This window comes from Nitrosopumilus sp. (genome assembly GCA_029862745.1).
Taxonomy (GTDB): domain Archaea; phylum Thermoproteota; class Nitrososphaeria; order Nitrososphaerales; family Nitrosopumilaceae; genus Nitrosopumilus.
Window position 1 is genome coordinate 69,000 of record JAOTWS010000003.1, and the last position, 12,359, is coordinate 81,358.

The following is a 12,359-nucleotide window of genomic DNA, read 5'->3' on the forward strand; positions in this document are numbered from 1 at the left end:
TTATAAAGTAATTTCATAATCTGAGATTATTGGGCATGAAAAGGTATGTCGTCACAAGAATAGCAACTATGTTTGTAGTATTGATGATCACATTATTGATTACAATTGTTCTTGTAGGCTCAAACATGGATACAATACTAAAACAAGGAATTGCATTTCAAGTAAGAACTGAAATCACAGAAAATCCATCAACAGCACAAAGTTTTTCATCAGTTGAAGAGTTTGAGATATTCATTCAGACTCAGATAGATCAAAGAATCAAGATTTTAGGGTTAGACGAACCATGGTATTCTCCTCAAAGAATAGGCATTGCAATGTATAAGATATTACTTCTTGATTTTGGACATGCCACATTTCTTACAAGTGATTTAGGTTCATCAGATGTTAAAGATATACTATTTGAAAAATTGCCAAGAACTGTTTTACTTTTTACGACTGCAACAATAATCATATCCATAATCGGGATCTTTTTAGGAGCTTTATCCAGCAGTAAGATTGGTTCTACCATAGACAGAATTACATCAAGTTTTGCAATAATCAGTTCCAGTTTTCCAGTATGGTGGATAGGTATGTTAATGATTTTCTTATTTGCGTTCACATATCAAATATTTCCAGCAAGAGCAACTCCAGATGTTCCATTGTCAGATCCTTGGTACATTGGATCTTTGTTATATCATATGGCATTACCATTAATTACAATTGTGATGATAGGATTTGGATCATGGGCCTATATGGTCAGAAATTTTATGATTGGAATAATGCAAGAAGATTTCATCATGGCCAAAAAAACAATCGGGGTGAATCAGAAAAAAATAATATACACACATGCTCTAAAAAATGCAGCGCCACCAATTATCACAATTTTAGCACTAAGCTTATCAGGTTCACTTGGAGGTGCAATCATCACGGAAGCAGTATTTGACTGGCCAGGCATGGGAAGATTGTATTTTGAAGCAATATCAGTAATGGATTTACCAGTAATTATTGGTGCCACATACTTGCTTACAATTTTCTTTTTGATCAGCATATTCATTGCAGACTTACTCTATGGATATTTTGACCCGAGAGTGAGGACAGGTTAATGAGTAACATAACACCTCAGGAGATAAAAGAGGAATTTCTTAAAAACAAGATGGGGATTGCTGGGATTTCAATTCTAATTATTCTTGTGGCAATATCAATAACTGCAATTATTGTAATTCCTGTTGAAACTTTTCAAGAGTGGAATAATCCAAAAAGCTGGATTACATATCCAAAAATTGCTATTCCAATTTGGGTAAATATGTTCATGATCGAGAAGATTCCAGAACATATGATTTTAGAGAAACCAAATATACAGAATACATACCAGGATGAAATAGTTTTAACTTCACATCAATTTGGATTTAATTTTAACTATGATGATTTTCCAGATGATTTTATTTACATATTTTCATCAGAATATACGGGCTCACCACTATTACAAATGTCAATCATTCGACCTGACGGTATCAAAATCAAATTACTATCTACATCACTGCCTTATTCTAATTCAATAACGATACACTCTGAAAAAATATTTTCAACAGATAGAATGATAAAGAAAAACTTGTCATTGCAATCAGAGAAATTCAAATTCACATTAGACAATTTATCTGTGGAAGACATTGTTTTTTCAAAAACTCAAATAAATGAATCGTTAAAGGGAGATTATATTTTTTCTATAGAGTTGTATGGAGTAAAATCCGAATCACAAATTAACGAATCTAAACTAATTATCGGAGGAAAAACCTTTGGAATGATGGGAACTGATGAATTAAGACGAGACCTGGCAATTGGTCTTCTATGGGGTACTCCTCTTGCACTATTTATAGGACTAGTTGTATCAATTGCATCTGTAACAATAGGATTACTTTATGGAGTATATGCAGGATACAAAGGTAAAAAAACTGATGAGGTGATGATGAGATTTAATGATGTCATATATGCATTACCAGCATTACCATTTCTAATAATACTTTCAGTAACAATCAGCAACAGCATATTTTTAATGGTAGGTTTTTTGATGATTTTTGGATGGGTGGGAATAGCCAAAGTATCAAGGAGTATGTCACTACAAATCAAAACTCGCGGATATGTAGATGCTGCAAATATGATGGGTCAAAAAGATTCTAAAATAATCCTCAAACATATTGTACCTCAATTATTACCATATGCATTTGCAAGTATTGCAATCTCAGTTCCAGCAGCAATTACTACAGAAGCAGGTCTCAGTTTTTTAGGATTAGGAGATCCATCATTTCCAACATGGGGTCAAATTTTACATGATGCAAATACATTTGGAGCAGCTGCAAGAGGATTATGGTGGTGGATAATACCACCAGGAATAATGATTGCCATAACAGGTTTGGCCTTCGTATTTATCGGAAGTGCGTTAGATGTAATTATAAATCCAAAATTAAAGAGATGATTAAAAATTATAACTACGAATTAGATTCAAAGCAGAATCATTGAGTTTGATGGTATAAGTAAGAGAGTTAGGATCATCTTTAGTTTCGGATAAAATTTCAGTGAATTTTACCTTATCTTCATCAGTTGCTCCAGCCTCATGAGCACACAGATTAAACGCTTTGAGGTTCAAATTATTTTTTAGTAAATGAGATATGAATTTTTTATAATCCTCAGGGTTTTTCCAACTTTTGTTTTTCTCAGTGCATGCTGCAATCCAAACGTCTACAGAATTGTGAAAGATTACATTTTTACGAATATCATCTAGAGACATTTTAATCTAGAAATCTGCACGCTGCATCTTGGAACCACATCGTGGGCAAGTACCACCCTTGTGTTTATTATTACATACAAGACAGACGTAACGCACACCACCAGATCCACCTTGTGAACCCATTCCAAAGAATCCGCCACCAGTTCCAGAACCACCATCATAATTCCCCATACGACTCATTTGTCGTCTTCTCATTATCATTGGCAATATAATGAAAATTGCCATTACTAGTCCTATACTAATAAACCATGGAACCCCCAGATAACTAAGAAATATCTGTAATCCAATACTAAATACCAGTGAAGCACCTAAAAAAATGTAATATCGCTTAAGCTGAGGATTCAAGACAGTCAAATTTGTTTGAAAAAGGTTATAAAGCTTTGTCACTTTCAGCCCCAGCTATAAATCATTAAGATCTTATCCATAGATAGATCATCAAGATTCATCGATAAAGGCCTTATTACAATCTGATCGATAAATTTTTGCTGCAAATAGAGATATGATTCAAAATAAGGTCACCAGAGAAAATGGCAGAACAATTCAATACACATGAGAGACATTATTTTTGATTTATTGCTATAATATCTAAATAATTTCAGTTTTTTCTAATTTTTCTATCATTAGTATTTTTTTAGAAATATCATATAATAGAAAGGGAAATGGGATCGCCATTACTATCCCATGCAAAAATAGAATCATCATTATATGGAGACTTGATAATTAATGAGACCAATCCAAAAAAATTATGTAGATCAGTTACAGATGGTTCGGCCGAACCGCTTGGGTGAGAATGAACTATTCCGACATAGCTCAAATCAAAGGGTAAAAAGGAATGTGGAAATCCTGCAAATGTAGGACCGCTATAATTAAAAGGTGGAATCACAAGCCCATCAATTTTAATCTCACCATGTTTTGATTTGCCTTTTAAAATCAAAATTCCTTCGTTAGGATGCTTCATTTGACAATAGGAGATAATGCTATCAAGTACATCTTTTTGAAGTAATACCTTTCGCTCAAAATATTTTTTTTTAAAAATCATAATCATCATCTAGTTTAAACTAATTTAATTTTGAGATGGTAAGATAGTGTAAGATATATTCGAAAAAAATTTTATTTTTTTTTCTATCTCAGATATGAGTTGTGGAATTTTTGAGTCAGTATAATCAATTTCCTCTTGAAGGGTTCTAGATTTAACTTCAAGATCATCTTTAACAGAGAAATTTTTTGTCAATTTATTCTCAAGTAAATCCAAATCCGAAGGTCGAAGAGAATTAATTTTATGTTTCATCATTACGTATTTTTCAGAAAACTCTGAAACATTGTTTACAAACGTATCAAGATATTCCTCAGTCTCAGTAATCTGTAAAGATGTTTTGTCAATGTCTTTTACTGAAATTTCTCCTGAAATAATTCCTTTTCGAACATTCTCTAAAATAATAATTATGGAATCCTTGTTAGAAGGAAGCATAACATCAAATGGTTTCTCAATTAGTTTAGACAGAATATTTTTTTGATCCTTATCTAGTGAAGAAATATATTCATACCTACTAAGAGGACGTGAAATTTTTGTAAATTGTGACTCAATTTCATTTTTAATTTTAGATTTTTTAGCTGAAAACACACTTAATTCATTTTTCAAATCAACATATGATTTGTAATCATTAGAAGATTTTATCTGCTCGATTGATTTTTCTATGGATGTAATTTTTTCGATCAAAGAATCTAGAGAAGTTTTATTTTCAATAATTTTTTTAGAGAGTTCAATGCGGTTGTTCTTTAGATTTTCAATTTGATTTAATGAATTAAGAATCTCATCAGATGTGAATGTTGTAGCATCAAAGTTATGTAGTATTTTGTGAATTTCAGAGTGGTTAGTGTTCATAACTTCAAGATTATCTTTTAGTTGAGCAGCATATTTTTTTGCAAAAATATGAATAACTCTGGTTTGTCGCCCCAAAACATCTCCAACTTTTTTGAGAATCTGGTTTAATGTAATGTCCAATTTTTTTGCATCATCTATAGAGGTGATTTTGGGTAGTGATGTTACGTCTTTTTTAATAACATCAATTACCTGGGTTTTACCTCTAACCACAATGATGGCAAGATGTTTATCAATATCATCTACTTTTAGATTATCTTTTTCAAGAACATTTCCAATTATTATCAGGTCATCAATTAACGAAGAGGTTTGATCGCGTATATTTTTTATCGTAGATAATGTTTGAGACTCTCTCAATTTACAAAGTTTAGTTACGATTTTAGGAACATCTGAGAGAGAAATTATCTTATTTTGAAGTTGTGGCTCTTCATGATTATCTTGATTTTTCTTTTTACCCCATCCAAAGACCATTTGATGTTATTAACCTCAGGGGATTAAAAATGATTGTACAGATAAAATTTAAAATTCATGGAATGTCGATAAAAGAAATGGTAAAACTTGGAGATAAATCATTTCATACAGGTACAGTGAAAAAGACAATTAGGATTAAAGCTTCAAAAAACAAAGTTTGGAGAAAAATTAGCAATATTGTCGGGTTACCAACATGGGTAGTAGATGTGAAAAAGACCGTGTACCGATCTAAAAAGAAAAGAGGTATTGGAGCAATAAGATTGATAACTTTCGAAGATGGTAGTGAAATAGAAGAGCATGTAGTAGCATGGAAAAATGGCGAGTATTTCACATATATTGCAACTGAAGGCTTACCGTTAAGAGCATATGTTGCAACTATTTCAATGAAGGTCAAACCCAAAAAGATAGTGGAATTAACATGGGAATCCTATCTAAACAGTAAAAAAATGTATGAAAAAGAATTTGTTGGTTTTCTTGCATTTATTGGATCTTTTTATGAGACATCGCTTGAGAATCTCAAAGTTTTGCTTGAAGAATAACACTAGAAAAACAGAGAGTTAAACTGTAAATAGGATAAATTCCGAAAAAAGATTATGAGTGACATGAGATTTATCATAATAGGTATAGTCTTAACTTTTGTAGGATTTTTGGTGCTTGGAATGTTTGGACATGATTATCAGGCCGCAACTATGGAATCAGATCAGTTTGGTACTTGTTACAAATATTCAGACGACATGCCACCAATAGAAATCAATTGTTTATCTAAGATATTTGATCAAACAGTATTCTTTGGCTTAGTCATCATATTAATTGGGTCAGGAGTAGTTGCATTGGTAAAAGGAGTTAAAGGAGATTGGGATAGTAAAGTAAAACCTGAAGATATGGTAGGTCCAAGTAGAAATCAAAATGAGGATTCTGATGAGAATAATAAATAAAAAATAGATTCTAATGTAAAAAAATTACATCTGTTTATATTTTCAGTATAATATGAGCATAGTTAATGTAAACGAAAAAAATTCATATAGACAAAAAATTTCCTAGTTTTGGTATATTTTTTAAACAATCATCATTGTTTATATCCTTGCAGAGTACAAAATATTCCCAACTCATCTTCAAGAAATGCATAGTATTTTCCAAAACTTGTGTTACATTTACTTTCACTAGAATAAAATTCTGATTTTAAGATTCTAAAATATTTTTCATTGCATGTATCATTTCACCAAGCTCATATACTCTTTGATCAAATTGTTCATCAGTTATTTCATCAGGTTTGTTTAACGTTATTACAACCTCAGAAAAGGCGCCATTTGAAACAACGCGCATTGGTATATCCCAAGTAGACTCCTCATCAACATACTGATGGTCTAATATTCCAAAAGTCTTGTTTTCATAAAATTTTAGTTTGGATAAACCGTGAGGGCCATTAAATGACCACCAACCATCATCAGTTATTTTTGCGTCAGGCATCATTTTTGACGGCAGTTGTAAAATACTATCAAACGCATCCCCTGTTTTCCTTTTTACAGTAATAGAGACAGTTCTAGATCTACTCATATCACAATTGTAAAATAATGGTTAAAAAAGATATAGCATAAATTATAGTAATCAATACTTTTGGGGTTACTGGTTAAGAAATTTTTTAATTTTCTTTAGATTTGTAACATTTGATTCATGAAACATCACAATTGATTCAGTTAAAGAATTTGGAAGTACCGTTTTGAGATTATTTACCAATTCATCTCCACCAATAATCATATTATCAATTAGTTTTTCAATTTCATTTTTTTCAGTACTCATTTGAATTGAATAAGAATCTAATCTTAATTAAATATTAAAAAATAAAATCAAACATTCATTTAGAATTAAAATCAGATTTTTCTTTAATTTCACAGTCATAGATAGTTCTTGCTTCATGCCATGAATGCCAAATAAAATTCCAGATTAGATCATCAATGTCATAACGTTGTCTTTCTGTAAGTGGGATATCGCGTAAATTATAAATTATTTTACTCCTCATAGTCCCTAATCTTACTCCTAACATGACACATTCTCGATTATTTTTAGGTAATATTTTATCTCTAAAATAATCAGGTTTTGAATCAAAGACATCAAAATGCTCTTCATGCCATTGAAACTTTGATTTATCAAAAACTTCAAGAATAAGAGAGACAGTATCATAATCTAATTTTTTCTTGTTTAGTTTTTCTTTGATTAAATCTTCTGATGCTTGTTTTCTTTGGATATCAAGTTTTTTTTCAAGTTTTTTTATAGATTTTGACTTATTTTCATTCAATAATTTTTTGCATTCAATAATGAACTTAAGCGTATTGTTGGAATACAGTAGTTTAATTATCTTTTTTTATTAAAGTTGAGGTTGAACGAACATTTTTTAATTTTTGAATATTCCAAGAAACAATCTCCCTAATTTTTTCAAAATTTTCTGCCTGTAGTTTTACTAGCATGTCATAAGTCCCTATTGTCTCAAAAACATCAACAACATAATCTAATGCCCTCAGTTGATCTATAACTTCAGACTCTGTTCCCAATTCACAATTCAACATCACATAAGCATCAGTCATGAAATAAACAATAATCTGTTATTATTTAAAGATGAATGTTTTGACAAATTACCAAACCACATGTACCAAGTCTTTTAGGTTTCTTCTTGGTTTTGGAAATTTTGTTTGTTCTGGATATCCAATACAGAGTACGGATGATGGAGTAAGATCAGTACCAATTGCATTCATTACTTTTTTTTCATCAAACATTCCAATCCAAATGGAGCTTAATCCCAATGCCTGAGATGCAAGCTGAGAGTAACCTGCAGCAAGTGTGGCATCCTGTATAGCAAATTTTGCAAGGATGTATTCTGGAAAGTCAAATTTTACCCTAGAAGGATTTTTACAAAAAACCAATACAACAGGTGCATCCACATAGGGTTGTTTGTTACATGCATCAACAAGTAGTTTTTTCTTTTCAGGACTTTTTATGTAAAAAATCTCGAATCCTTGATAGTTTCCTGCAGTAGGAGCAGTGTCTGCCGCTGCAATAATTTTATCTATTTTTGTTGTTTCAACAGGTTTATCAGAGAATTTTCTTGTGGAACGTCGTTTTGCCATAACGGCAAACAAGTCAGTATCCACAACTTCAGAAGGACCAGATTTTAAAATAAAATCAAGTAATTGATTCCTAGTATTATCATTTGAAGAGTCAAGAGTTATTTCTGGTGTATAACCTTGAGGATAAATTTTCTCTTCACTGTGTTCTGAATCCATGAGCAATATATAGAAAGGAGTCTATTAAAGAATTACAAAGAACATAAATTCAAACACACATCACTCAGGGTCAAAGGCATCACAACCGGAAGTACATGGTTTGTTCATTACACCTTCACATACACCTAAATCATTATGCATTATTCGATGATGACCACAAATTTTACACTTTTCTCTGAAATGCAATATTAGTTCAGAAATTGTAATTTTAGATTCATGAATCTTGAATTCTGTTTCTTTAGTCATAATTCTGTTGGGAATAAAGTTAGTTTAAACATTGTGAGTATAAAATAAGATCATTGATTAAACAAGATAGAAAATCGGAAGCAGGTATGCATGGATAAAACATAAACTGCTCAAGCCAGGCATGACTATCTTGAGTAATGTAATGTATGGGGTTGATCGACAATCCAATCAGTGGTGTTTACAAAAAATTATGATGTTGCCCAGGACTTACAATAAGAAATCCATACAAGGCATTGAAATTAAGCCAACAAACGAATCATATAATATTATAATCTCAGATATTTATTCATCTGCTTGAATAAAGATAAAACCAACGAAAATATGGATTGCCCAATTTGTGAGCATAAATATTCGTGGCACAGAAAAACCACATCAGGCAGAATATGTGATTTTCTAGGATGTTCATGTGTACTTAAAAATTAGAATATTTTTTAAAAATATTGAGAAAATTTTTCTAGATACCGGTTAAAACCACACTTAGAAGGTAATATTCTATTTTTAAGAGAAATATGTCAATATCTTTGAAATATTCAGTTTGTTTTCTTAATATATGTGGTTTAACACTTAGTAATCATGAAATATTGCCATGATTGTTTAACTCCAATTAATCGTAATTCCCCAGAGGAGTATTGTACTATCTGTAAAAGAGATAGAGCCCAAAAAGCAATCTATACAGCTTAGGAATGATTTTCTAGTTAATTAATTTTTTAGTTTTTAACTACGATTACATTGTTAGATCATTTTTTCTTTGATTTGGCTTTTACATTTTCTCTTTGTCTGCTATTTTTTACATCATTTTTTTCAAAAAATAGTATTCTATATTTTGGAATTATTTTTCACGTGTGTATGATAAAACCTACCTTAACTACAACCCCTAGCATATTGTGCTCCCAAGTAAATTTGAACCACAACCACAACGAAATTAATGATCGATGAATTTTTGGTATAGATTTTTCAAGAAAAGTAGAACATTGTATTATGAAAGAGATGCCATAATATCAAGGTATGAGTACGCCGGGAAAGGGATTCGAACCCCTGCACGCTTTCACGTAGCCGTTTTCGAGACGGCCGCCTTACCACTTGGCTATCCCGGCATTAAGACTGAAATATTCTCCATAATAAAGCAAATCAGAATACAGATAATTCAAACATTGTCAATATCAAAGAGTTCATCTTTGAATTTCTTTTTGATTTGCTCTTTGTTTTTACTCCACTCTTCTTCAGAGATGTTATCAGTGAAAATAGAATAAAATCCATCAGAGAGATCTTTGCCCGAAATAGAAATTATTTCTTGTTTTTCTGATTCTGATAAAGGAAAGTATGAGGTGATTCTAGAAAGCATATTTTCTGAATTAAATTTTAATTCAAAAATTTTATCTTCCAAATAATATGGCAAATCAAATAACACCATTGTGATTTTTAGTTAATTATTTTAATATTAAAATTGATTTTTTCATTCAACAATATAAAAAATATCGATCATAAATGAAGAACAAACACAAAAAAGCACAAATATACAACAAAGTTCATGGGATTGAACTTAAAAGACTTAGTGGTCAAAGAGAAAACAACACTAGACGCATTTTCAACTAAAATTATTGCAATTGACGCATACAATGCAATTTATCAATTTCTTGCAAGCATCAGGGGCCCAGACGGATTACAGTTATCAGATTCAGAAGGAAGAATAACTAGTCATCTCAGCGGTCTTTTATACAGGAATGTTAATTTTCTATCTCTAGGCATAAAACCCGTTTATGTTTTTGATGGAAAACCACCGTCATTAAAAACGGCTGAAATTGAACGAAGAAAACAGATCAAGAAAGACGCCACAATAAAATATGAAAAAGCAGTTGCTGCTGGGAATATAGAAGATGCAAGAAAATACGCGCAACAGACAACTAGTATGAAAGATGGGATGGTGAAAGAATCAAAAGAACTTTTAACATATTTTGGCATACCATACATCGAAGCACCATCAGAAGGAGAAGCAACAGCTGCACATCTTACACAAACAGGTCAAGCATATGCTTCAGCAAGTCAAGACTTTGACTCCATTTTATGTGGAGCAAAAAGATTAATAAGAAATTTTACAAATAGCGGAAGACGAAAAATACCAAATAGAAATACATACATAGATATTGTTCCAGAAATTATCGATACACAGAAAACACTCGATGCATTAGGAATAACTAGAAAAGAATTAATTGATGTTGGGATTTTAATTGGAACTGATTTTAATCCAAACGGTTTTGAAAGAATTGGCCCAAAAACTGCAATGAAGCTAATCAAACAATATTCAAGGTTAGAGGAGATTCCCCAAATTCAAGAGCAATTGCAAGAGATAGACTATAAACAGATTAGACAAATATTTCTAAATCCCAAAGTATCAGATGTTGATGAAATAATCTTCAACGAAGTAGAATACGAAAAAATCACAAACTATCTTGTAAAAGAAAGAAGTTTTTCAGAAGATAGAATTCAATCCACTTTAAATCGACTAAAAAAAGCACTAGAAAAAAAGAGTCAAAATTTAGATCAATGGTTTTGAAAATATTTCAATTTAATAACTAGTCAATCTAATTTCAAAAAATGCCTCAAACAGAAGCAAGAAAAATACTGAAAGATGCACCGATTATGTGGAGAAGAATAAATTCCATAGGAATTATTCTAGATTGTAACTCCACATATGCAACAAATCTAGGATACACCAAATCAGAGATTATAGGTAAATCAATTTTTGAACATGTACCAAAGGAATCATGGGAGGTGATGAATAACTCACTTAAAACATGGTTTGTTACAGGAGAGGTAATGAATAGAAAAATTACATTCAAAAAAGAAAATGGAGAAACATTTCCAGGATTACTTCATGCTTCAAGCCTTTATGATCAAAGTAACAATCTGCTTGGAAGTAACACTGTGATTTTTGATTTGACACAAATGAATGATGAGAGAATTGTAGAATATGAGATTTTTTTTAAAGAAGCTAACAATAAGTTAAACAAGATAAAAGAAAAAGAATACAACTTATTAGATGAAAACTCAAAATCAGAATATAATGGATTAAAGAAAATGTTTGAAATGCTTTCTGCCATAAACTTGAGAGAATTGAAATAAAATAAATAGAAACTATCAAAAATTTTATTCATTTGTATAATATTGCATATTAACGTCCATCAGATATGATATTTTTTACAATCCATGAAAAACATATCTCATCGTATATCCACAAATAATGCACCAGATTCTAATGAAGTATTCTCTCATTATAGACATCTAAAGATCAAAATATCTAGTTTATGTATACCCACATATCATCACGCTTATTTTGAATCGATGTTTCACAAAGTTCAGATTTAGTTAACAGGTAGTTACTTTTCAATTTTGAATAAAAATTCAGTGCAGATCAAAAATATTTACACCCTCAGAAATTTTAACTTAATCTTCAATTGAACCTCCTTGACCATATAAAATAGGCATGGTGTATGTACTAGTAATATTTTCAACATGACGTAATGTTTCAATTATTCTATCTAACCCTGATTCTGCATCATGATGAACTTTGAGAAAAATATCATATTTACCCCAAATACCATTTACCTCAATGACGCCATCCATACTTTTTAGATGAATGATAATTTCTTTTTCATGACCAGGTTCACAGGTCAGCAGAATGTAAGTTTGCAATTCTCATTATAATAAACATATCATAGATATAACTAAT

The 12,359-nt window shown here is 31.0% G+C and carries 18 protein-coding genes and 1 tRNA gene; 6 read left to right on the forward strand and 13 right to left on the reverse strand.

Annotated elements, in window-relative coordinates; translation table 11 throughout:
• Positions 1 to 35 precede the first annotated feature (35 nt).
• Both OEM44_03865 and OEM44_03870 read left to right on the forward strand, forming a co-directional pair.
• Complete coding sequence (locus OEM44_03865) at positions 36 to 1,082, forward strand: ABC transporter permease (protein ID MDH3515935.1); 1,047 nt, start codon at positions 36 to 38, stop codon at positions 1,080 to 1,082.
• On the forward strand, positions 1,082 to 2,449 hold the full coding sequence (locus OEM44_03870) for an ABC transporter permease (GenBank protein ID MDH3515936.1): 1,368 nt from the start codon (positions 1,082 to 1,084) through the stop codon (positions 2,447 to 2,449). Before OEM44_03865 ends, OEM44_03870 begins: the two co-directional genes overlap by 1 nt.
• Here the strand turns inward: OEM44_03870 and OEM44_03875 are convergent, their stop codons facing one another.
• From OEM44_03875 to OEM44_03890, 4 genes are all read right to left on the reverse strand, one after another.
• The gene (locus OEM44_03875) at positions 2,450 to 2,761 is read right to left on the reverse strand and encodes a hypothetical protein (GenBank protein MDH3515937.1); all 312 of its coding nucleotides are present in this window, start codon (positions 2,759 to 2,761) and stop codon (positions 2,450 to 2,452) included.
• A 6-nt stretch (positions 2,762 to 2,767) separates the two neighbouring features.
• A complete protein-coding gene (locus OEM44_03880) occupies positions 2,768 to 3,106 on the reverse strand; it encodes a hypothetical protein (protein ID MDH3515938.1) in 339 nt (112 codons plus the stop codon).
• A 295-nt stretch (positions 3,107 to 3,401) separates the two neighbouring features.
• Positions 3,402 to 3,800, reverse strand: coding sequence for a Mov34/MPN/PAD-1 family protein (locus OEM44_03885; GenBank protein MDH3515939.1), 399 nt, complete (start codon positions 3,798 to 3,800; stop codon positions 3,402 to 3,404).
• 24 nt (positions 3,801 to 3,824) lie between these two features.
• Positions 3,825 to 5,111 (reverse strand): exonuclease SbcC, encoded by a 1,287-nt coding sequence (locus OEM44_03890; protein ID MDH3515940.1) that lies wholly within the window; start codon positions 5,109 to 5,111, stop codon positions 3,825 to 3,827.
• Positions 5,112 to 5,188: 77 nt separating this feature from the next.
• Here OEM44_03890 and OEM44_03895 point away from each other — a divergent pair, with 77 nt between their 5' ends.
• Positions 5,189 to 5,650 carry an SRPBCC family protein gene (locus OEM44_03895; GenBank protein MDH3515941.1) on the forward strand — a complete coding sequence of 154 codons (462 nt, stop codon included), beginning with the start codon at positions 5,189 to 5,191 and terminating at the stop codon, positions 5,648 to 5,650.
• Positions 5,651 to 5,713: 63 nt separating this feature from the next.
• The gene (locus OEM44_03900) at positions 5,714 to 6,046 is read left to right on the forward strand and encodes a hypothetical protein (protein ID MDH3515942.1); all 333 of its coding nucleotides are present in this window, start codon (positions 5,714 to 5,716) and stop codon (positions 6,044 to 6,046) included.
• A gap of 244 nt (positions 6,047 to 6,290) precedes the next feature.
• Here OEM44_03900 and OEM44_03905 read toward each other — a convergent pair whose 3' ends face one another.
• The 8 genes from OEM44_03905 to OEM44_03940 all read right to left on the reverse strand — a co-directional run bounded on the left by OEM44_03905 (position 6,291) and on the right by OEM44_03940 (position 10,043).
• Positions 6,291 to 6,665 (reverse strand): hypothetical protein, encoded by a 375-nt coding sequence (locus tag OEM44_03905; GenBank protein ID MDH3515943.1) that lies wholly within the window; start codon positions 6,663 to 6,665, stop codon positions 6,291 to 6,293.
• Positions 6,666 to 6,731: 66 nt separating this feature from the next.
• Positions 6,732 to 6,908: a hypothetical protein gene (locus OEM44_03910; GenBank protein ID MDH3515944.1), complete on the reverse strand. Its 177-nt coding sequence runs from the start codon at positions 6,906 to 6,908 to the stop codon at positions 6,732 to 6,734.
• A 55-nt stretch (positions 6,909 to 6,963) separates the two neighbouring features.
• Positions 6,964 to 7,404, reverse strand: coding sequence for a hypothetical protein (locus OEM44_03915; protein MDH3515945.1), 441 nt, complete (start codon positions 7,402 to 7,404; stop codon positions 6,964 to 6,966).
• Positions 7,405 to 7,456: 52 nt separating this feature from the next.
• Positions 7,457 to 7,690 (reverse strand): Lrp/AsnC ligand binding domain-containing protein, encoded by a 234-nt coding sequence (locus tag OEM44_03920; protein MDH3515946.1) that lies wholly within the window; start codon positions 7,688 to 7,690, stop codon positions 7,457 to 7,459.
• A 48-nt stretch (positions 7,691 to 7,738) separates the two neighbouring features.
• Positions 7,739 to 8,386, reverse strand: a complete 648-nt coding sequence (locus tag OEM44_03925) for a nitroreductase family protein (GenBank protein MDH3515947.1) — start codon at positions 8,384 to 8,386, stop codon at positions 7,739 to 7,741.
• A 60-nt stretch (positions 8,387 to 8,446) separates the two neighbouring features.
• Complete coding sequence (locus tag OEM44_03930; protein MDH3515948.1) at positions 8,447 to 8,632, reverse strand: hypothetical protein; 186 nt, start codon at positions 8,630 to 8,632, stop codon at positions 8,447 to 8,449.
• A gap of 1,012 nt (positions 8,633 to 9,644) precedes the next feature.
• A tRNA-Ser gene (locus tag OEM44_03935) sits at positions 9,645 to 9,726 on the reverse strand.
• Positions 9,727 to 9,776: 50 nt separating this feature from the next.
• Entirely contained in the window at positions 9,777 to 10,043 is a 267-nt protein-coding gene (locus OEM44_03940; protein MDH3515949.1) for a hypothetical protein, read from the reverse strand.
• Between the two features lie 117 nt (positions 10,044 to 10,160).
• Between OEM44_03940 and fen the strand changes: the two genes are divergently transcribed.
• Together fen and OEM44_03950 are read left to right on the forward strand one after the other, a co-directional pair.
• Positions 10,161 to 11,183, forward strand: coding sequence for a flap endonuclease-1 (fen, locus tag OEM44_03945; protein ID MDH3515950.1), 1,023 nt, complete (start codon positions 10,161 to 10,163; stop codon positions 11,181 to 11,183).
• Between the two features lie 41 nt (positions 11,184 to 11,224).
• Positions 11,225 to 11,752 carry a PAS domain-containing protein gene (locus OEM44_03950; GenBank protein MDH3515951.1) on the forward strand — a complete coding sequence of 176 codons (528 nt, stop codon included), beginning with the start codon at positions 11,225 to 11,227 and terminating at the stop codon, positions 11,750 to 11,752.
• A gap of 321 nt (positions 11,753 to 12,073) precedes the next feature.
• Here OEM44_03950 and OEM44_03955 read toward each other — a convergent pair whose 3' ends face one another.
• Complete coding sequence (locus OEM44_03955) at positions 12,074 to 12,322, reverse strand: Lrp/AsnC ligand binding domain-containing protein (GenBank protein ID MDH3515952.1); 249 nt, start codon at positions 12,320 to 12,322, stop codon at positions 12,074 to 12,076.
• Between the last annotated feature and the right edge of the window lie 37 nt (positions 12,323 to 12,359).

Bases quoted from the DNA above. Each gene is read 5' to 3' on its own strand.
- OEM44_03865 (MDH3515935.1), top strand. From the start codon at position 36: ATGAAAAGGTATGTCGTCACAAGAATAGCAACTATGTTTGTAGTATTG.
- OEM44_03930 (MDH3515948.1), bottom strand. From the start codon at position 8,632: ATGACTAAAGAAACAGAATTCAAGATTCATGAATCTAAAATTACAATT.
- OEM44_03900 (MDH3515942.1), top strand. From the start codon at position 5,714: ATGAGATTTATCATAATAGGTATAGTCTTAACTTTTGTAGGATTTTTG.
- OEM44_03910 (MDH3515944.1), bottom strand. From the start codon at position 6,908: ATGAGTACTGAAAAAAATGAAATTGAAAAACTAATTGATAATATGATT.
- OEM44_03920 (MDH3515946.1), bottom strand. From the start codon at position 7,690: ATGACTGATGCTTATGTGATGTTGAATTGTGAATTGGGAACAGAGTCT.
- OEM44_03925 (MDH3515947.1), bottom strand. From the start codon at position 8,386: ATGGATTCAGAACACAGTGAAGAGAAAATTTATCCTCAAGGTTATACA.
- OEM44_03875 (MDH3515937.1), bottom strand. From the start codon at position 2,761: ATGTCTCTAGATGATATTCGTAAAAATGTAATCTTTCACAATTCTGTA.
- OEM44_03905 (MDH3515943.1), bottom strand. From the start codon at position 6,665: ATGAGTAGATCTAGAACTGTCTCTATTACTGTAAAAAGGAAAACAGGG.
- OEM44_03895 (MDH3515941.1), top strand. From the start codon at position 5,189: ATGGTAAAACTTGGAGATAAATCATTTCATACAGGTACAGTGAAAAAG.
- OEM44_03885 (MDH3515939.1), bottom strand. From the start codon at position 3,800: ATGATTTTTAAAAAAAAATATTTTGAGCGAAAGGTATTACTTCAAAAA.
- OEM44_03940 (MDH3515949.1), bottom strand. From the start codon at position 10,043: ATGGTGTTATTTGATTTGCCATATTATTTGGAAGATAAAATTTTTGAA.
- OEM44_03950 (MDH3515951.1), top strand. From the start codon at position 11,225: ATGCCTCAAACAGAAGCAAGAAAAATACTGAAAGATGCACCGATTATG.
- fen (MDH3515950.1), top strand. From the start codon at position 10,161: ATGGGATTGAACTTAAAAGACTTAGTGGTCAAAGAGAAAACAACACTA.
- OEM44_03870 (MDH3515936.1), top strand. From the start codon at position 1,082: ATGAGTAACATAACACCTCAGGAGATAAAAGAGGAATTTCTTAAAAAC.
- OEM44_03890 (MDH3515940.1), bottom strand. From the start codon at position 5,111: ATGGTCTTTGGATGGGGTAAAAAGAAAAATCAAGATAATCATGAAGAG.